This window comes from Corynebacterium choanae (assembly GCF_003813965.1).
Lineage (GTDB): Bacteria > Actinomycetota > Actinomycetes > Mycobacteriales > Mycobacteriaceae > Corynebacterium > Corynebacterium choanae.
Genome location: NZ_CP033896.1, coordinates 298,820 through 319,034, shown reverse-complemented (window position 1 = coordinate 319,034; position 20,215 = coordinate 298,820). Strand labels below are relative to the sequence as shown.

Annotated in this window: 11 protein-coding genes; 8 read left to right on the top strand and 3 right to left on the bottom strand. The window is 59.2% G+C overall.

The features are described from left to right. Positions 1-206: 206 nt before the first annotated feature. The 6 genes from lysX to CCHOA_RS01080 all read left to right on the top strand — a co-directional run bounded on the left by lysX (position 207) and on the right by CCHOA_RS01080 (position 13,617). Positions 207-3,665, top strand: coding sequence for a bifunctional lysylphosphatidylglycerol synthetase/lysine--tRNA ligase LysX (lysX, locus tag CCHOA_RS01105; RefSeq protein ID WP_123925908.1), 3,459 nt, complete (start codon positions 207-209; stop codon positions 3,663-3,665). A gap of 6 nt (positions 3,666-3,671) precedes the next feature. Further along, the gene (locus tag CCHOA_RS01100; protein ID WP_123925906.1) at positions 3,672-4,529 is read left to right on the top strand and encodes a DUF998 domain-containing protein; all 858 of its coding nucleotides are present in this window, start codon (positions 3,672-3,674) and stop codon (positions 4,527-4,529) included. Positions 4,530-4,662: 133 nt separating this feature from the next. Next, entirely contained in the window at positions 4,663-5,718 is a 1,056-nt protein-coding gene (locus CCHOA_RS01095; protein ID WP_123925904.1) for an alpha/beta hydrolase, read from the top strand. A 515-nt stretch (positions 5,719-6,233) separates the two neighbouring features. Then, positions 6,234-12,065, top strand: a complete 5,832-nt coding sequence (locus CCHOA_RS01090; protein WP_164472334.1) for a Rib/alpha-like domain-containing protein — start codon at positions 6,234-6,236, stop codon at positions 12,063-12,065. Positions 12,066-12,231: 166 nt separating this feature from the next. Continuing rightward, on the top strand, positions 12,232-12,855 hold the full coding sequence (locus tag CCHOA_RS01085; protein ID WP_123925900.1) for a mismatch-specific DNA-glycosylase: 624 nt from the start codon (positions 12,232-12,234) through the stop codon (positions 12,853-12,855). Between the two features lie 255 nt (positions 12,856-13,110). Then, positions 13,111-13,617 carry a GNAT family N-acetyltransferase gene (locus CCHOA_RS01080; RefSeq protein ID WP_123925898.1) on the top strand — a complete coding sequence of 169 codons (507 nt, stop codon included), beginning with the start codon at positions 13,111-13,113 and terminating at the stop codon, positions 13,615-13,617. A gap of 132 nt (positions 13,618-13,749) precedes the next feature. Here CCHOA_RS01080 and CCHOA_RS01075 read toward each other — a convergent pair whose 3' ends face one another. The 3 genes from CCHOA_RS01075 to CCHOA_RS01065 form a co-directional block, all read right to left on the bottom strand. Beyond that, positions 13,750-15,462, bottom strand: a complete 1,713-nt coding sequence (locus CCHOA_RS01075; protein WP_123925896.1) for a phospho-sugar mutase — start codon at positions 15,460-15,462, stop codon at positions 13,750-13,752. A 61-nt stretch (positions 15,463-15,523) separates the two neighbouring features. Continuing rightward, positions 15,524-16,186, bottom strand: a complete 663-nt coding sequence (deoC, locus tag CCHOA_RS01070; protein ID WP_123925894.1) for a deoxyribose-phosphate aldolase — start codon at positions 16,184-16,186, stop codon at positions 15,524-15,526. Between the two features lie 141 nt (positions 16,187-16,327). Further along, positions 16,328-17,623, bottom strand: coding sequence for a thymidine phosphorylase (locus CCHOA_RS01065; protein WP_123925892.1), 1,296 nt, complete (start codon positions 17,621-17,623; stop codon positions 16,328-16,330). 438 nt (positions 17,624-18,061) lie between these two features. Between CCHOA_RS01065 and CCHOA_RS01060 the strand changes: the two genes are divergently transcribed. Both CCHOA_RS01060 and CCHOA_RS01055 read left to right on the top strand, forming a co-directional pair. Next, entirely contained in the window at positions 18,062-18,538 is a 477-nt protein-coding gene (locus CCHOA_RS01060) for a cytidine deaminase (protein ID WP_281273295.1), read from the top strand. A 319-nt stretch (positions 18,539-18,857) separates the two neighbouring features. Then, the gene (locus CCHOA_RS01055; RefSeq protein WP_123925888.1) at positions 18,858-20,072 is read left to right on the top strand and encodes a NupC/NupG family nucleoside CNT transporter; all 1,215 of its coding nucleotides are present in this window, start codon (positions 18,858-18,860) and stop codon (positions 20,070-20,072) included. Positions 20,073-20,215: the final 143 nt, after the last annotated feature.

Here is a 20,215-nt window from a genome sequence, read left to right as displayed (position 1 = left end):
GGTGCTTGGCTAACGATACCGAACGCAATGGTATGACCTGTGAATATTGTGCTGGGATTTTGCTGAACTGCCAGTTGTTACTCAGGCAAGCCTGATCTTCGGGATCTATTGTTGAACATGATTGTCTGTTTTCGGCGATACCGTGTTGCTACTGGTCGTCGTCGCAGGCTTCGGGTGTCAGGTTCAACGTTGTGTAAGGGGTTCGGGTGTCGAAGCAAAATGCTGTGACGCATGCTGGTCAAGCGGCTGCTCCTGCCGATCAGGCCACAAGGACTGTGGTCGCACCGCCACCGTCAATGGTGGCGCAGGCAACTGATCCGCTGCGGGGAAAAATTGCCGATACGATCGGCTGGATGTCGCTGTTTGCGGCCGTGTTTTCCTTAGTGGAGTTCCTCTTCCGCTATGTCCCTTCGCCGCTTGTTGACGGCATCGGCTACGGGTTGGATCTCATCAATGTTGTCCACGAACCATCCCTGTCCGTGGCGGGCATGATGCTGGTATTCGCGGTTGCCGCGTTTCTACGGAAACGGGTCGTGGTGTGGGTGACGATCGTCTTTCAGGCGATTGTGCTTACTGCAGTAGCAACAAACCAAGTGTTTAACCTGTTTGGCCCTGATCGGGTGTGGGCACTGTCGTGGATAGCCAATGTCCTCAGCGCCATCGTCATTATTGCCGCCGTGTGGTGGGCTCGTCCGGCTTTGCCATCCCGGTTGTCGCTGAAAGCCGCCGGATTGGGCATTGTGGTGATGCTCATCGGACAGGCACTGGTGTTCGTTATCGGGTTTGTCTCAGTGGAGCTGGTACCCAACCGACTCTTTACTGATACCCACCGGTTGGACTGGGCGCTGCGCGCCATGGGGTTTGAAACAGTATTCGGCGAAGATGGACTACCCAGTGGCGGACCAGCCTGGTTGGCCTTTGTGCTGGCACTATTGTCAGGACTTGCGTTTTTCGCCGGGCTACTTGTTTTCCTGCGGGCGAATCGACGGCAGCCGCGCAGCGCTGCCGACGATCTGGCCGTGCATGCATTGCTGGCGAAATATCCGGGGGATTCCTTAAGCTATTTCGCCACCGGCACGAACCGGAATGTGGTGTTTGCACCGTCCGGCCAGGCGGCGGTTTCTTTCGCTGAGGCGCGCGGGGTGTCCATGGCTGGTGGTGATCCAATCGGTGATCCAGGCCAGTGGGATGCGGCTATCCAAGCCTGGTTGGCGCAAACCTATCAGCGCGGTCTCATCCCGGGGGTGATCTCCGCGTCGGAGAAAGGTGCCCGCGCCTATCGGGCGGCGGGACTCAAGATTCGTCTCATGGGTGATGAGGCAGTCATCGCCGTTGACCGGTTTAGTTTAAGTGATCCACAAATGAAACCGCTGCAGGTGGCGCGGCGCCGGGTTGCCCGCGCAGGGGTGACGATCACCTGCCGGAAACTCGCCACGATCACCGCCGAGGAGCAGCGCACCCTGCAGGCGGCGGCCGCCGCCTATCGGGTGGGTGATGAACGTGGGTTTTCCATGGCGCTCGATAGGGTGTTGGATCCGCTTGACTCACAGCAGCTGGTTGTCACCGCCTACGACACGGACGGGGTGGTGCAGGGGCTACTCACCTTCGTTCCGTTTGGGCGACACGGATTGTCGCTGAATGTGATGCGCCGCCGCCCAGGCAGCGTCAACGGTGTTGTTGAAGCGATGGTGTTAAGCCTCATCGACTATTGCCGTGATGTGCATATTGCTGAAATCTCGTTGAACTTTGCCATGCTGCGCAACGTGTTTGTGCAAGGTGCTGCGGTGGACGCGCATCTTGGTGATCGGCTACTGCGGCGCATTATGCAAGTATTTTCACGATTCTGGCAGCTGGAATCCCTGCTGGAATCAAATGCCCGCTATCAGCCGTCGTGGCGGCCACGCTATTTCGCCTATCCGGATTCCGCCCGGTTAACCGTGGTCCTTACGGCGGCCGCCACATTGGAAGGGTTTTTACCTTCACTGCTTTCGCGTCATGCGGGCACACCAAGCTGGCTGGGGGATCCCACCCATGCCGCAGCAGTGCAAGCGATTTACGCCTCCGCCGCGGCGGCCCCTGCCCTGCCGCAACGAAAATATTCCGATCAGGCGCAGGTGCGCCGTCAACATGCGGCAACATTACAGGCACAAGGCATGGATCCCTATCCCCCGGCAACACCCGGGGTGACAGTCACCGCCTTATCGGAGCTCGCCCATTTGCCCGCGGGCACCACGGTCACAGTGCATGCCCGGGTAGGGAAACAACGCCGCCACGGCGGCATTGTGTTCCTGGACGTGTTTACCGGATCAACCAAGGTACAAATCGCCTGCGAACGGGATCGCTGCGCGCATTTTTCCCTGTTGAAACTACTCGACGCGGGTGATCTGATATCGGTCACCGGTGTGCTGGGGGCGACCCGCACCGGCTGCTGGTCAGTATTTGCCGACTCCTGGCAGATGTTGGCGAAAACCTTGACCCCGGTGGCGTTGCCACCGCTGTGGGGGGCAAACAAACCTCCGAGTGCACCGGTGTCATCACCGGCAGCTGGGGTAAAAAACCGCACCCAGGCGCTTATTGCGGTACCGCGTCAGCGGGAGCTGCTCTATGCCAGGTCGGCGGCGATCGCCGCGGTGCGCCACACCTTAACCGATGCCGGCTTCCTGGAAGTGGAAACCCCTATCTTGCAGGCGGTGCAAGGTGGGGCGAATGCGCGACCGTTTACCACCCATTTCAACGCCTATGACGCGCAGGCGTTTTTACGTATCGCCCCCGAGCTGTATTTGAAACGGTTGGCGATCGGCGGCATGGATGCCATTTTTGAGATCGGTCGTTCCTTCCGCAATGAGGGAGTCGACGCCACCCACAACCCGGAGTTCACCTCCCTTGAGGCGTATCGGGCCGGGGGCGACTACACCACCATGCGGCATCTCACCGAGGCTCTTATTCGCGCCGCAGCCACTGCCGTGCACGGCGAACAGGTGGTGTGGCAACCAGCGGCGAAGGTGGAACAGTTCAGCACCGATCCGCTTCCCTTTGCGCCCACCCCACAGGTGGTGGAGCATTCCGCTGCGCTCCCATCAGGGATGGTGGCAGTTGATATTGCTGCACCTTGGCCGGTGGTGCGGGTGTGTGATGCGGTATCAGCTGTGGTCGGCGAACAGATCGATATCACCACTGAACAAGCACAGTTGGCGGCGATCTGTGACCGGCTCAACGTGGCCATTCCACCCACTGCAACGACTGCATCAATGATCACAGAGCTGTATGACGAACTGGTGGAAAGCCGCACCGGGCTGCCAACGTTCTACACCGATTTTCCGGCTGAAGGCTCTCCGCTGACCCGCAAACATCGGGATAATCCGCTGCTTGCGGAACGCTGGGATCTTGTTGCCTTCGGCATGGAATTGGGCTGCGCCTACACAGAGCTTACGGATCCGATCGATCAACGCGACCGGTTTGTCGAACAGTCGCTGGCGGCTGCCGCCGGCGACCCGGAGGCGATGAGTGTCGACGAAGACTTCCTGCACGCCCTCGAGTTGGGTCTTGCCCCCACCGGGGGCATGGGCATGGGCATCGACCGGATGGTGATGCTGCTGCTGGGGGTGGATATCCGCAGCATTATCGCCTTCCCCTATCAGCGTCCCACCGGTGGCAGCTACGCCTAGATTGCCATGTTGAAAATTGTTTATGTGTTAGCGATTGCGGCCGCGCTCGCCTACGCCACCTGGGCGGCAGGTCCGCTCGTGCCAGAGGTGGATGCCACCAATGCGTTTGCCAGTGAATACGCCTCCCCGGTGTGGCATCTCTCGTGGCTGTTTCAGCTCGGGGATTTACTTACCGGCATCCTGCTGTGTGCGTTGACTATTCTTGCCGCCCGGGTGCATATCACCCACGACCGGATTATTACCCGGCCGCTGACGATCTGTCGGGCATTGGTGGTGCTGTGCGGGCTGATCTTTGCTATCGCCACCATTTTTGACGCCTCCAACCCGCTGCCCTGCCCCGTTGAGACCACTGCCCCGTCGGCTATCAACGGGCCGCTGTGTGACACCCCTGAGCTGCACATTCACGAGTTCACCTCGGGACTCATTGGCACTGTGGCGGTCATCGCCATGCTGCTCGTGGCGTTGATGCAGCATTTCCTCATCCCGCAGGCGAAACGACGCGGCATACCGTTGACTAGCGGTAGCCCTGATCCTTCCCTGGATCGGATGATCCAGCTTTCCCGGGCGGCGGGATCCCGCCGCCACTATCGGCAAGGATTCCCCGCCGACCGGCATGTCACCCGTGGCACCGTGCTGGCGGTTGGGTTTACTGCCGCCGCGTTGTACTGCACCGCCAGCGTGTTCATCCACGATCTGCCCTATCTTGGTCTCATCCAGCGGATCTCCCTTGCCCTGTGCAGCCTGTGGTGGCTGTGGTGCATCAATTCGTGGCTTGGGTTTGATGGCTTCCTTGACGGTATGACCCGCGCCCGGCACACCACTGCCAACAGTGACGCGAAACGCCCAACCGCACCGGTTTCGTAACCTCCGCAACAAAGGGGCTGCACCGTCGTACAACACGACAACCCCGCATCCTTGAAAATATCGGGTGGTCACCCCACCCACCACAAGTTCACCCGCTTGCCGAAAACGGCAGCACTACAGTTGGATTACAGCTATGGCCGGCAATCATGATCGCGCCCCGGTGGAAAGCCCGGTGGCGATTGGCACCCATATTGCGGTGCGCTACACACCGCACCTCTTCTTAGATGCGCACACCGCCACGGTGGCGCAGCGACCCGACGCCGATGCGAAAACCTATGACGCACAAGTGCATGTGGTCACCTTCGGCAACCAATCCAATCCCGCCATAGTGCTGCTCTCCGGGTTGTCGGTGCCCTGGTTTGATTGGCAGCAGGTGGCGGAAGAACTTGCCCGGGATCACTATGTGGTCGTTTTCGACCGGATCGGCAGTGGCCTGTCCACTGCCACCGATGGGCATCCCCCGGGAACCCTGGCCAGCGAAGTCGATATTGTTGCGCAAGTGATGGCAGCCACCGGTATTGACAAGGCACATCTTGTGGCGCACTCCATGGCCGGATTTATCGGGGAGGCGTTCGCCCTGATTTATCCGGCGCGCACCACCCGCCTAACCCTGCTCGATGGATCCTATGAGCCGAAAACCACCGGTAGTCGCGCAATCATTGAGCGGCTGTGGCACGACACCCGCACCCCGGGTTTGGTAGAAAAGCTTGATCGTTTCGTCCTTGATATTGACGCCGCCCGGATCGTGTTCGCCCACGCCTGGCAGCTGGTCAAACCCGGCCGCGACACCCCCCTGCGCGGCGGCACTGATCGGCGACTCATGGTGCGGCTTGCCGCCACAGAACAGTTCGTCGACGGTATGCTGCGCGAACTGCGGGGCTATGAATTGTGGGCGGAAGAACTGGCGCTCATCGACCGCACCCTGCCGCTGCGCGGCGACACCGTCGTGGTTGCCGCCTGCCAGGGGTGGGCAAACTTCGGCGGTCGGATCCTTGGCCGCTGGCAGCGGAAACTCCGCCGCCACGCCCGGGGTCTTGCCACCCGCAACCAGGATGCCACCGTATTTTTCCTGCCGATTCAGGCCAGCCATTTGATGATGCGGGACAATTCCACTGCCATTATTCGGATCCTGCGCGCCACGACCAGCACCCTGCAGCGCTACCACGTCACTGCCACCGAAAAGGCGTAGCTGCCCCGCTGCCCCGCTGCCGCGCGGCGCAGCAGCACGCAACACCACCCCGGATACACTTGCCGCGAATCTCAGCATTTTCACCTGGCTTTCTCATCAGCTGCGCCCACGCTGTGGTGCACTGCCCTCGGGGGTGAACAAGGAACAGCCGACGGAAAACTCACATGGTGCGCACCATCGCCGCTTCCATAAGCAACGAAAAGCACTCACCACCCGTCTTGAACTGGGAAAAGCGGGGTGCCCCCGACCAGATTCCTCAACAGCAGATCCCCATTGATAGATCTCCGGTCAGCGCCTAAGGGGTATCCGGTTACTCGCTGGCCAGAAACCGGTCTGGCCGTTCTAGGATGAAGGTTACCGCCACCATCCTGTGCGCCCCGATCACGCGCGCCCGTTGCACTGGCACTTTTCCCGATCCCTACGACAACCACACCTCGTCGTCGGATCACCATCCATCGGTACGACACGCCAGTACCGATGGCTACTTTTACTGTGGGAAGGATCCACACCCCAAAATGAACATCTCATGCAATCGCATCGCCGGAAAACGCGCCTTGGTAGCGCTCACCACAGCATTTGCCACCTCTACTGCAACATTACTGCCACTGCCAGTGCAACCCCTCGCCGCAGCAGTCATCGGCGGATCCTATGTCTCTGTGCCGGATGGCGCGGAAAAAGAAGCGATTTACTCCCCCGGTGTCACCGACCAACCCAAGACCGTCAATGGGCGGGTCTATATCAACCGTGACCGGAACAATGCCATCAGCAACGACAAACCGATCGAACTCGGTATTCCGGGAATTCCGGTGTATGCCTACTACGAGTCGGAAGGCTTCCGCTCGCCGATCTTCTACACTGTCACCGACGCAACCGGCTACTACTCGATTGCGATGCCAGACTTTGTCGGCGCCGACGGCAAAACCCACGACTTTATCGCCGCCATCGGGGAACGCTTAAAAGTCTGGGCTGACCTTTCCGGCTCCCCGTACCGGCTGGCAGACAACGATGCCTTAGGGAAAATGCAAACCTTCGGCACCAACCGTGAAACTGGTTCCTGGATTGCCGGCTCAGCCCGGGACTTCCACATTGCTGTGCAAGAAATCCCGGTGTCGAGCCTGCACAAGCCGGAAGACCAGTGGTACGACGGTGGACTTGGTGACCGGAAAGACAACTACGACTCAAATCTCACCTCTCCATATGGCCGCCTGCAAGGCACCGTCTTTTGGAACCTCAACGAACCATCCGGTGACCCGTACCACTATTCGGTCGGTATCCCCCGGAAAACCGCGGGGGATTTGCCTGCTAGCGGGGTGAAAGTCATTGCCTCCTATCTCAACGACACAGGCAAAGAAGTCATGGATGCATGGAAGAAAGCCCATCCAGACTTCACCAAAGACGAGCTCGCTGCACAAAGCCGCGCACTGGTGGCCGAGCATCCGGAATATATCGCTGAGACGATCTACACCACCACCAATGCCAGCGGCGATTTCTCAATGAACTTCAAGGGCATCTTCAACGACCGAAAAGATGTTGTCGATGAACAAATGACCATTGGTAATAAAACTGATGGCAAGCTCAATGGCTTCGGCTGGCGAACTCTGATTAAAGAGTTCAAGCACATCAACCGGGACTATCTCTACATCCAAACAGACACACCCCCAGAGATCGGGGAGTACTCTGACTTCAACTTTGCTGGCTATTTTGATCCGGGCACGGTCACTCGTCCGCCAGACAAAGACCAGCTATGGCTGTCGGTGACGAACTCGCTCGGCAACATTAAGATGGCACTGTCCCGCGGTGCCACCAACTTTGACGTCACCGACTATGACGCCATCACCAACATCGCCCCTCCCGGGGTGACGGTGCAAACCACCGCCTCTGGGTTCCCGCCGATTACAGACACCACCTACACCATCAAGTGGTATCAGCAGACCGTCCAGGACGACGGCACCTTAGGGGAAAAAACAGAAGTCCCCGGAGCAACCTGTGCGACGATCACACCACAGCCCGACTCATCGATCCCTTCTTGTCCGGTGACCGTACCGAAGCAGTTCGAAGGCCGCGTGCTGTACACAGCACAGCTCTACAGCAGCCAAGACCCGAACGATATTATCGCCCTCGACAGCTTTATGGCGGCGTCCTATGCCACCGATCTGCCGTCGCGCGCTATCGACGCGGACACCCCCTATGCCGGTTCTGTGAATCTCCCAGTGCCGGACGGCACCACCGTCACCTACGCCTTGCAGCCGGGCACGAGTCTGCCCCGTGGCCTGGAACTTGACCCCGCAACAGGTGCAATCACCGGCGCGCCGACCATCCCGGGCGACTACGAGTTCAAAATCGAGGCTACCGCCACCAAGGATGGACGCTCCACTATCACCCATATTCCTGGTTCGATCACCATCGTCGACACGGCGGCATCCCGGGACAAGGATGCCCCGTTCCCGACCGATGCGACCACTGAACACGCTGTTGTCGGCAACGATTACAGTGCTCCACTCGTGGTCACCCCTGAAATGGGCGACCGGGTTCGAAACTTTGCCATCAACGGCAATCCACCTGCTGGCATGACGCTCAGCCCGGAAGGTGTACTTGCTGGCACCCCCACCCAACCTGGTGAACAGCCTTTCTCTGTCACCTATGAGGTGCAGGATCGCTCCGGGAAATGGTCGAAAGTCACTGACACAGTGCCGTTTGCGGTCGTCTCAACCGACACGACAAAACCAGTGGTCACCCCGACTCAGGTAAGCACCACCGCCGGCGAAGCTATCCCTATGGATGCTCCGATCACCTTGGCAACCATCAGCGATGACCAAGCAGCCCCGCTAGCCAAGAACAATGTGCAGGTCAGTGACAATCTTCCCAATGGTCTTTCCTGGGATGTACAAGACGGCAAGATCATCTTGACCGGCACCCCAACGACCCCAACTGATGGACCGGTGAACGTCACGGTTACCGTCACCGATGATGCTGGGAATAAAACTGAAGTCACCGTCCCGGTCACCATTACCCAAACTGATGCGGCGAAGTACGACGCAAGCTATCCGACATCTGTCTCCGGGAAACAAGGCACCACCATCACCACCACCCCGCAAATCACCAAAACCGGGGAAACCGAAGCCACCACCGACAACCCGGTGAAAAGCTACGCACTCGGTGAACTCCCACAAGGAGTCACCCAGGAACAGGTGTCAATCAACCCGGCAACCGGTGAAATCACCTTCACCCCCACCGCCAACCAGGAAGCCAAACAATACGACTTCCCAGTCACCGTCACCTACAACGATGACACCACCGACACCACCACCGCCTCCACCACCGTCACCCTCAGCGACGCGAACACCTACACCCCAACCGGTGGCACCATCACCGTCCCGCAACAGAGCACACCCGGCGCAACCGAGGCAAAACAAGCCATCACCAACGCCGCCGATCTGCCAGCGGACACCAAATTCGAGTTCGTTGACACCATCGACACGTCCACCCCTGGTGCCAAACAAGCAACGGTGAAGGTCACCTACCCGGACGGCACCAGCGAGACTGTTCCTGTAACTGTCAAGGTCGCTGACGACGCAACCACGTTCACACCCAACCCAGGGACCGTGACCGTCGGCCAGAACTCCGAACCAGGTGCCGACGAGGCGAAAAAGGCAATCACCAACGCCGCCGATCTGCCTGCAGACACCACCTTCGAGTTCGTCGGTACCGTCGACACGTCCACCCCTGGTGACAAACAAGCAACGGTGAAGGTCACCTACCCAGACGGCACCAGCGAGGAAGTCCAGGTGACCGTCAAGGTCACAGACGAACCACAAAACACCACCTACGACGTGTCCTATCCTGCGGCTGTCTCCGGGAAACAAGGCACCACCATCACCACCACCCCGCAGACCACCAAAACCGGGGAAACCACAGCCACCACCGACAACCCGGTGAAAAGCTACGCACTCGGTAAACTCCCACAAGGAGTCACCCAGGAACAGGTGTCAATCAACCCGGCAACCGGTGAAATCACCTTCACCCCCACCGCCAACCAGGAAGCCAAACAATACGACTTCCCAGTCACCGTCACCTACAACGATGACACCACCGACACCACCACCGCCTCCACCACCGTCACCCTCAGCGACGCGAACACCTACACCCCAACCGGTGGCACCATCACCGTCCCGCAACAGAGCACACCCGGCGCAACCGAGGCGAAAAAGGCAATATCCAACGCCGATCAACTCCCAGCGAACACCACATTCGAGTTCGTTGGCACCATCGACACCTCTACCCCTGGTGACAAACAAGCAACGGTGAAGGTCACCTACCCGGACGGCACCAGCGAGACTGTTCCTGTAACTGTCAAGGTCGCTGACGACGCAACCACGTTCACACCCAACCCAGGGACCGTGACCGTCGGCCAGAACTCCGAACCAGGTGCCGACGAGGCGAAAAAGGCAATCACCAACGCCGCCGATCTGCCTGCAGACACCAAATTCGAGTTCGTAGGCGACATCGACACCTCCACCCCTGGTGACAAGACCGCAACCGTGAAGGTCACCTACCCGGACGGCACCAGCGAAGAAGTCCAGGTGACCATCAAGGTCGCGGAAGATTCGTCTACCACCGACGCGGAAACCTACGACCCTGCAGCCGGAACGGTGACCGTCGGACAACAAAGCACCCCAGGTGCCGACGAGGCGAAAAAGGCAATCACCAACGCCGCCGATCTGCCAGCGGACACCAAATTCGAGTTCGTAGGCGACATCGACACCTCCACCCCTGGTGACAAGACCGCAACCGTGAAGGTCACCTACCCGGACGGCACCAGCGAAGAAGTCCAGGTGACCATCAAGGTCGCGGAAGATTCGTCTACCACCGACGCGGAAACCTACGACCCTGCAGCCGGAACGGTGACCGTCGGACAACAAAGCACCCCAGGTGCCGACGAGGCGAAAAAGGCAATATCCAACGCCGATCAACTCCCAGCAGACACCACCTTCGAGTTCGTAGGCGACATCGATACCTCCACCCCTGGTGACAAGACCGCAACCGTGAAGGTCACCTACCCGGACGGCACCAGCGAAGAAGTCCAGGTGACCATCAAGGTCGCGGAAGATTCGTCTACCACCGACGCGGAAACCTACGACCCTGCAGCCGGAACGGTGACCGTCGGACAACAAAGCACCCCAGGTGCCGACGAGGCGAAAAAGGCAATCACCAACGCCGCCGATCTGCCAGCGGACACCAAATTCGAGTTCGTCGGTACCATCGACACGTCCACCCCTGGTGACAAGACCGCAACCGTGAAGGTCACCTACCCGGACGGCACCAGCGAAGAAGTCCAGGTGACCATCAAGGTCGCGGAAGATTCGTCTACCACCGACGCGGAAACCTACGACCCTGCAGCCGGAACGGTGACCGTCGGACAACAAAGCACCCCAGGTGCCGACGAGGCGAAAAAGGCAATATCCAACGCCGATCAACTCCCAGCAGACACCACCTTCGAGTTCGTAGGCGACATCGACACGTCCACCCCTGGTGACAAGACCGCAACCGTGAAGGTCACCTACCCCGACGGCACCAGCGAAAACATCGACGTCACGATTATCGTGGAGGGGGTCAACAGCGACTACGCCCTTTCTTATCCGGACAGTAAGGTTTCCGCTGGTCAGAAGATTCGTGTCGAGCCGAAGTTCGTTGATGCAACAACCGGAGCGCCAATGGTGCTGCCTGAACACTCCCAGATGTCGATCAATACCTCGACACTTCCAACTGGCATTTCCGCCACGGTGAATCCAAACACCGGTCAAATTGAGGTCAAAGTTTCCCAAGACTATGTCTTCACCGGCACCGGGTCGGCCGATATTGTGAAGCTGCCGGCCACCTTGACGTTGGAAGATGGCCAGCAATTGCAGGCATCCTTAACTGTTTCCGTGGAACGTTTCACGCCTCCTGCAAACCCTGGTGACACCGATAACGAGGGGCAGATCACGCCACCGAGTGAGAACACCTCCAGTATCGAAAACGATGCGCTCAAGTCGATCATTCCGGTCGTGCTTGGTCTTGGTGCACTCGCCGGGATTCTCGGGGTTATTGGCAGTATTCCTGCGCTGCTGCCGAACACGCATCTGCCACTCGATGTGCCTTCACCAAGTGAAGTTCCCACAGACCTTGGCGCAACGGATGGAAATGCTCCGCAGTCTGATGTGGTGCAGTCCCCGAATCGCGATGTGACAAACGGCCAACTTTTGGCAACCACCGGTGCCGATGTTGATCGCACCGTACTTGGTGGGCTTCTCGCAATGGTCGTCGGCAGCCTCTTGGCGTTCTTCCGTCGCCGCCGTCAGGAGCCGTAAAAAGTTTGCTTATAGTGCTCCTACGAAGCACCCCTAGCAAATAACCATCGCATCGACCCGACATCGGTGTCACCCCTTATTACCAGGGATGATTACTGGTGCCGGGTCGCTGTCTATTTCTCCGGTGTTTCCCGTCTCCTATCGTGGGGTGGCAGACTGGGCGGATATGAGTACTCGTTTTCCATCCCCGTGTGCGGGCCGCCGCCCGACCCGTCGTGAGCTGCCCGCTTTTCGGGGGAAGACTGTCGATGACAGACTGCCAACTGCTGACACTCCATATCCGGTGCGAATGCTTATTGTTGGAGTCAACCCGGGTTTGTGGACTGCCGCAGTCAATGCTCCCTTCGCCTATCCCGGCAATCGCTTCTGGCCATCTCTTGACCGGGCAGGCATTATCACTCCGGCCATTGATTGCACAGCGGGTATGTCTGATACGGATGAACAGCGACTCGTTGATTTGGGGATCGGTATTACGAATCTCGTGAATCGTGCTACAGCCCGTGCCGATGAACTGTTGCCTGCGGAACTGATTCAGGGTTGGCACGAGGTGGTGCGGCTTACTGGAATACTCAAACCGAATGTGGTGACAGTAGCTGGGATTACTGCGTATCGTGTGGCAACGCAGCAGCGAAAAGCCCAATTGGGTACTCAAGAAACAAGCATTTTCCCAGGTTGGCCAGTGGATACAGCCTTGGTGGTGGTGCCGCAACCAAGCGGGTTGAATGCGCACGCCACGATCGATTCGCTCGCGGCACAGTGGCAGGCCGCGTGGGAGTACTGCCGCGACTAGTATTCTGTTTTATCCTGATGGATACACCGGCTGGGGATCCTTGCACCGGCTGTTATCACCAGCACCGCGGTCCGTGCGTGCGATCAATCCTTGCGACTGTTGCTGAGCAGCTGTCATCACCCATCCCACGAGTGAACGCCTCCTGAACTACAGTGGAGACTACCTGCTCGCTGCTGCCAGTTTGCTTGGGGCTGTGCTGTCAAGCAGGTTTGTTCCCACCTTCCTTCAGTTGGATTACGATTCGGAGCCTTTACGTTGTCATTACAGCTTTCCCATGCCCGCCTGTCGCAGCTGTCGTGGAAGGATATCCATGATCTGTACAAGCTGCGAGTTGATGTTTTTGTCCACGAACAGCAGTGCCCGTATCAGGAGATTGACGATATCGATCCGCTTACTGACACGTTGCACATTATTGGGCGCGATGACCGTGGGATGATTATGGGCTGCGCCCGGCTCTTTCCCGATACACGGGAGCATTTCGTTCAGAAGTGTCTTGGCGATGTGGTCTTAGATGACGCATCTGATTTAGTACAGATTGGCCGATTGGTGACTGCAACGTCGGCTCGCGGCCAGGGCGAGGGGCGGCGCCTGTTGGAGTATGCGTGTGCACTTGCTGATGCGGAATATCCTGGGGTGTTACAGGTTATTACCGCCCAGGTTCCCTTGGAGCAGTATTACGAATCGTTCGGGTTTGTCCGCTGCGGGGATGTCTTCGACTGGGATGGAATGGATCATCTGCCGATGATGCGGCGCGGCCGGTAACGACTGCAAGGCGGCAGGGGTGTTCCTGCCGCCTTGCTTTGTATGATGCCACCTGCATGATGAGGGATCGGAATATTCCCTTGATGTTGGGATACTCGCGTGATGTTGGGGTGGGTCGCGGGTGTTCCCGGGCTACTGCTGTATGCCGATGAGCTCGTAGAGATCCGCCCGGATAGCGGCAATGCGTGCATCCGCGGCGGCGCGTGGGTCGCTGCTTTCGGGGTCGGTGATGTGCACGTCGAGATAGCACTTCAGCTTCGGCTCTGTCCCGGAGGGGCGAATGATGACTCGATCCCGACTTGTTGCCGATTCCAGATGCAGGATCAAACCACTGGTTGGGGGCAGATCCCCATAGCCGTCGGCAAGGTTGATCGTTTCGGTGACGGTAGCACCGGCGAGCTGTGCTGGTGGATTCTGGGTCAGTCGTTGCATCGCTGCACTGATTTGGCTCACGTCGTCGACCCGGAATGTCAGTGGGGCGCTGACGATCATGCCGTAGCGTTCCCGCAGTGCGGCAACATGGGTCAGCAGTGTCGTTTCCCGGCTCTTATCCCACGCCGCCACCAGACAGGCCGTGATCGCGGCAGTAATGCCGTCTTTGTCCCGCACATATTCAGGGTCAACGCAGTAGCCGATTGCTTCCTCGTAGCCGAAGACAATATTTGGGGTGCGGGCAATCCATTTAAACCCGGTGAGGGTTTGGGTGGCTGGTCGATCCTGGGCGGTGGCGATAGCGGCGAGGAGTTGGGAGGACACGATGGAGTTCGCTACCCCGCCGTGGTCGGTGACACTGAGTACGAATTCCCCCAGCAGGGCACCGAGTTCGTCACCGGTGAGCTGGGTGTAGCCGGTGGCGGCAGTCGGATCGGGTACGGCGACCGCGCAGCGGTCGGCATCCGGGTCGAGGGCGACGATAATGTCGGCACCAACCGTGTTGGCGGTGGCGATGGCGCAATCGAGTGCCCCTGGTTCTTCCGGGTTGGGGAATGCCACGGTGGGGAAGTTTGGATCAGGATAGGCCTGTGCCGTGACAAGATGCACACCTGTGAATCCGGCACGGTGCAGGGCTTGTACAACCGTCGCGCCGCCCACCCCGTGCATGGGGGTGACAACGATGGTGAGATTGTCTTTGTGGGCTTGGCCGATGTTGCCGCGGGCACCAAGTTCGGCTGCGCGGTCAAGATAGGCGCGTCGCACGTCAACGGGATGGACGGTGCTGTAGTCGCGCGCTATTTCATCGGCTGGTGGGGCTTGTTGAATCAGGGTGTGGATTTGTTCATCGGCGGGAGCGATCAGCTGTGCACCTTGCCCGGCACCGGTGATGATCCGGCCACCCAGATACACTTTGTAGCCGTTATCTTGGGGTGGATTGTGGCTGGCAGTGACCATGATTCCGGCGTCGGCATCAAAGTGGCGTACCGCGAAGGCAGTCATTGGGGTGGGCTGCTTGGGGTCGAGCACGAGTGGGATGCCGCCGGCGGCCGCAATGACTGCTGCCGCGTCACGGGCGAAGGCACTGGAGCCGTGCCGGGCGTCGCAGCCGATCACCACTTTGGCCTGGTCAATGTGGGTGTGTAGCCAGTCGATGAGCCCTTTGGTGGCGCGGATAACGGTTGCCCGGTTCATTGCTCCTTGCCCCGGGGAGAGCACTCCCCGCAGCCCAGCGGTACCGAAGGTGAGCGGGGCACCCATGACAATGTCGAGTGCTTCGTGGGCTTTGCTGCCTTCCCCGTCGGCGGCGGCAAGATCTATGAGTTCGGTGAGGGCTTGCCGATCGGTGTCGCTGACATCATGGTTGGCCCAGTTGCGGCCAAGGTCGATGAGGGTGGTGAGGGGTTGGTTCATCGCGAACCTTCTTTCCTAAGGGAGCAATGAGGGGCAGACGAAAACAGAAGAGAGGTGGTGCTTAGGCATCAGCGAAGCCGTCGAGCACGTCTTTGGAGGCCGATAGGCCGAGTCGGGTTGCCCCGGCGTCGATCATTGCGGCTGCTTGGGTAGCGTTACGGATTCCGCCGGAGGCTTTTACCCCGAGTCGGCCACCGACGGTGCGGTGCATGACGGCGACGGCGTGTTCGCTGGCGCCGCCGGCAGGATGGAATCCGGTGGAGGTTTTCACATAGTCGGCGCCGGCCTTTTCACAGGCGGTGCAGCAGCCGATGATCGCCGCATCGTCGAGTGCAGCGGTTTCTAAAATAACTTTCAGCAGCACATTGGGGGCGGCTTCGCGAACGAGGCGGACTTCCCGTTCAACTGCGGCGAAGTCGTGTTCGATTGCGTTGGCGATGTTGATGACCATGTCGATCTCGTCGGCACCGTCGGCGGCAGCCTGCCGGGCTTCGGCGGCTTTCACTTCGGGTTTCACCGCCCCAGAGGGGAAACCGATGACGGTGGCGATTTTTACCTCCCCGGTGCGCTGCACGGGCAGCATCGATGGGGAGACACAGATCGAATACACCCCGAGTGTTGCCGCTTCGGCGAGCAGGGCTGCTACCTGCGCCTGGGTGGCTTCAGGTTTTAGCAGGGTGTGGTCGATCATTGCGGCTACTTCGGCGCGGGTGTGTTGGCTCATAGGAGGTGTTCTTTCTGCTGTTGCGAGCGTGTAGGTACAAGGGTATGGGATGCCAGCGGTGACAGCAGCGACTGGGTGGCGACAGCGCCAGGATGACGACAGCGTCCACATTGGCCGAGTCACTGCACCGGGGCAGCTCGGTTAGCTGGTGGCGCTGATCCGGTCGAGAATGACCGAGCTGCGGACGGGCGGGGCATCATTGCTGACTTTCCACCCGTCGTTCAGCACGCTTAAGGCGCGTTCGAAGCGGTCTTCGGTGTCGGTGTGCAGGGTAAACAGTGCGTCACCGGCATGCACGGTCGCCCCGAGTTGTTTATGGATTTCGATGCCGGCCCCGAGCTGTACTGGGTCTTCTTTGCGGGCACGTCCAGCACCGAGCCGCCAGGAGGCGACACCGACTGCGAGCGCATCTAATTCGGAAATTACCCCGGACTGATCAGCAACAACAGTGTGGGTGTGTTTCGCGGTCGGCAGTGGCGCATCCGGGTCACCACCTTGGGCGGTGATCATTTGCCGCCAGGTGTCATAGGCTTGCCCGTTATCAAGGGCGGCAGCCGGATCAGCATCCGGCAAACCAGCAGCGGTAAGCATTTCTGTCGCTAAAGCAAGGGTGAGTTCCCGCACATCGGCAGGACCGCCGCCTTGTAATACTTCCACAGATTCAGCCACTTCCAGCGCGTTGCCCACCTTGCACCCCAGTGGGGTGTTCATGTCGGTAAGCAATGCAGTGGTGGCGCAGCCGGCATTGTTGCCTAGGGTGACCATGGTTTCGGCAAGTTCGCGTGCCTGGGCGAGGTCTTTCATAAACGCCCCCGAACCGACTTTTACATCCAACACCAGGGAGGCAGTGCCTTCGGCGATCTTCTTCGACATGATTGAGGAAGCAATCAACGGAATACAGTCCACAGTGCCGGTGATATCACGCAAGGCGTAGAGTTTTTTATCCGCTGGGGCAAGACCGGCACCGGCGGCACACACCACACATCCAGGACCGGCGAGGATCTCCATGAGTCGGTCGTTGGAAATGTCGGCCTGCCAGCCGGGGATAGCCTCGAGTTTGTCGAGGGTGCCACCGGTGTGGCCAAGTCCCCGGCCGGACAGTTGCGGCACTGCCACCCCAAAGGATGCCACCAACGGCGCCAGTGGCAGGGTGATTTTGTCACCCACCCCACCGGTGGAATGTTTATCTGCCGTGATTTTCCCCAACCCGGAGAAATCCATGGTCTCCCCGGAATTGATCATTGCCTGGGTGAGCGCCAGAATCTCGTCGTTGTTCATTCCTTGCAGGAAAATCGCCATCGCCAGACTGGCCATTTGTTCATCGGCGACGTCGCCGCGCGTATAGGCGTCGATGACCCAATTGATCTGCTCGGTGGACAACACGCCACCGTCTCGTTTGCAACGAATAATGTCCACGGTGTCGAATGTGTGCGCCATGAGTGGGCAAACCTCCAGCTGTTGCACCAGATGAGCCGGTTTTTTCTGCCACCGCCAATGAAGGGGCGGTGAAGACCGGTTGCAGGAACTGGTGTGTGTAATGGGTTGTTGTTCGCGGACACCACCGCACGCAAGCTTCCGTGCAGGCGCCTTCCCCGGTTGTGTCGCGGCACGCTGCGTGCGACCAGCACATCCCGAAGGTAATGTGATCTGTCACATAAAGCGACGTCCTATGTGTCGTGTCCTACCGATATCGATTATGATCCATTACGAACATTTGTCAAGCACTTTGGTTTCCATTTGTTCGCAATGTGTGGTTGTGGCGCTGGCCGAATATTCCACTTCGCCACCACCGCCACCCGCAACAGCCCTGTTCACCACCACTGATCACCGTATTGTGCAGGGCACAGGCAACACCTGTTCACCGTGGCCGTGATTGTGCACACGCCCACCACATGCACAGCAGCACAGCGAAAGGACCCTCATCCCATGACGGATCATCACGCACTTCTGCAGCAGGCAAAAGCTGCCGCCGCACACGCCTACGCCCCCTATTCCTCGTTCCCCGTCGGCGCCGCCCTGCTCCTCGACGACGGCACAGTTGTGACCGGCTGCAATGTGGAAAACGCCTCCTATGGTTTGGCGATCTGTGCGGAACGATGCGCCATCACTCGCATGGTTGCCAGCAGCGAGCACGCCCCCGGTGACGGTCATCCGCCACGCAAAAAGATCAAAGTTGCGGCGATCGTCGGTCTACAAGCCGCACCCTGCTGGCCGTGCGGCGCCTGCCGGCAATTCCTCTCCGAGTTTTCCTGCGAAACAGTCGTCGTCGAAAACCCGGACGATGCCGACAATCCCCTGGTCTTGCCGTTTAGCGAACTGCTACCGCACGCCTTTGGACCCGACGCACTCTAACATTCCACCAACGGGGAGCACGGCATAGTTGTAGCCTCTCGTTTGCCAGTTGTAGCCTGGGAACGACCAACATATGCGTCACCCTATTGACAGCGCACCCAGCCGCTGTCACCCCAACCGGGTCAAAAAAATCAACCAACGCCAACACCTCGCCCAACCACGTCACCCTGCGCGTCCCGGCGATGCCTGGTCAGCTGTGCCACACCCGACCAGGTGGGGGTCGCAACTATGGTGCCGATTTGCGCACACGGAAACTAGTTGTGCGACACCGTGTTGGTGTTCTGCCACCCCACCCACCCATGTCAGGTAAGGACATTCCATGGAACGACTGCAAGGCTTGATCGGTATTGCGCTGATCTTCGTCTTTCTCATCTCGTTTTCTCGGCACCGCACCCACATCAAGTGGCGCACGCTCGGCGTCGGGCTGCTGTTGCAAATCGCGTTCGCGCTGATCGTCTTAAAGTGGACACCAGGACGCCAAGCCCTCGAGGCGGTAGCCCGCGGCCTGGAGAAACTCACCGAATTTACCAACCAGGGCACCCAGTTTGTCTTCGGTGGACTTTTCGGCGAAGACAACGGCTTTGTGTTTGCACTGAACGTACTGCCGGTCATTATTGTGCTCGGGGCAATTATCGGTGCCCTCTACTATTGGCGGGTTATCCAATATTTTGTGGACTATCTCGGCGGCGCCCTGAAATGGCTTCTTGGCACCTCAAAGGTGGAGTCGGTGTGGGCATCGACGGTGATCTTCCTCGGCCAGTCGGAAGCACCCCTTGTGATTCGCCCCTATCTGCCGAAACTCACCCGCTCAGAACTGTTTACTTGTATGACCGGCGGGTTTGCTTCGGTTGCCGGTTCCACCCTGATCGGCTATTCGCTGCTCGGTGCCCCGCTGGAATATTTGCTTGCCGCCTCGCTGATGAACGCCCCAGGTTCGCTGATCGTCGCAAAAGCCTTCTGGCCAGAGACGGAAGAATCCAGCCTGGATGCCACGGTGCGGGACGTCCGCGATGAGGATTCCCGCAACATTATCGACGCGATCGGCGCCGGCGCCATGGCCGGCGGTCGCATTGCAATTGCTGTCGGCTGCCTGCTCATCGCCTTCATTGCCATTATCACCATGCTGTCGACCATGATCCACGGCGTCGGCACCTGGTTCGGGCAAGATGACTGGTCACTGGAAGGAATCTTCGGTGCCGTGTTCGCCCCATTTGCGTGGGCAATCGGTGTGCCATGGGATCAAGCCCCACTGGTTGGTTCCTTCATCGGTGAAAAGACGGTAATCAACGAGTTCGTCGGCTTCACCTCTATGGGGGACAATTTGGATGCGCTCGACCCGAAGTCGCTGATGATCGCCACCTTCGCCCTGGCTGGTTTTGCAAACTTCTCCTCGATTGCAATCCAAATCGGTTCCATTGGCGGGCTGTGCCCGGAGCGCCGCGGCGAAGTCGCGAAACTCGGGCCGCTGGCGTTGATGACTGGTTTCTTAGTCAACATGCTCAATGCCGCAATTGTTGGTGTGGTGGCCTTCTAGGGCTTTGCCCACCAAAGTCGCAACCGTCCCGTTCCAGCGATGGGAAGCGGCAACACAAAAACAGTTTTTCCCATCGATCACCCGTCACCGGCGTCGCGTCGCACGCACAGCCGGTGGCGGGTGCGGTGTTTGTAGGTGCTGAG

What these genes read in the sequence shown, in the direction of transcription:
- CCHOA_RS01075 (WP_123925896.1), bottom strand. Translation starts at nt 15,462, where the DNA reads ATGAACCAACCCCTCACCACCCTCATCGACCTTGGCCGCAACTGGGCC.
- CCHOA_RS01100 (WP_123925906.1), top strand. Translation starts at nt 3,672, where the DNA reads ATGTTGAAAATTGTTTATGTGTTAGCGATTGCGGCCGCGCTCGCCTAC.
- CCHOA_RS01055 (WP_123925888.1), top strand. Translation starts at nt 18,858, where the DNA reads ATGGAACGACTGCAAGGCTTGATCGGTATTGCGCTGATCTTCGTCTTT.
- CCHOA_RS01085 (WP_123925900.1), top strand. Translation starts at nt 12,232, where the DNA reads ATGAGTACTCGTTTTCCATCCCCGTGTGCGGGCCGCCGCCCGACCCGT.
- CCHOA_RS01095 (WP_123925904.1), top strand. Translation starts at nt 4,663, where the DNA reads ATGGCCGGCAATCATGATCGCGCCCCGGTGGAAAGCCCGGTGGCGATT.
- CCHOA_RS01090 (WP_164472334.1), top strand. Translation starts at nt 6,234, where the DNA reads ATGAACATCTCATGCAATCGCATCGCCGGAAAACGCGCCTTGGTAGCG.
- deoC (WP_123925894.1), bottom strand. Translation starts at nt 16,186, where the DNA reads ATGAGCCAACACACCCGCGCCGAAGTAGCCGCAATGATCGACCACACC.
- CCHOA_RS01065 (WP_123925892.1), bottom strand. Translation starts at nt 17,623, where the DNA reads ATGGCGCACACATTCGACACCGTGGACATTATTCGTTGCAAACGAGAC.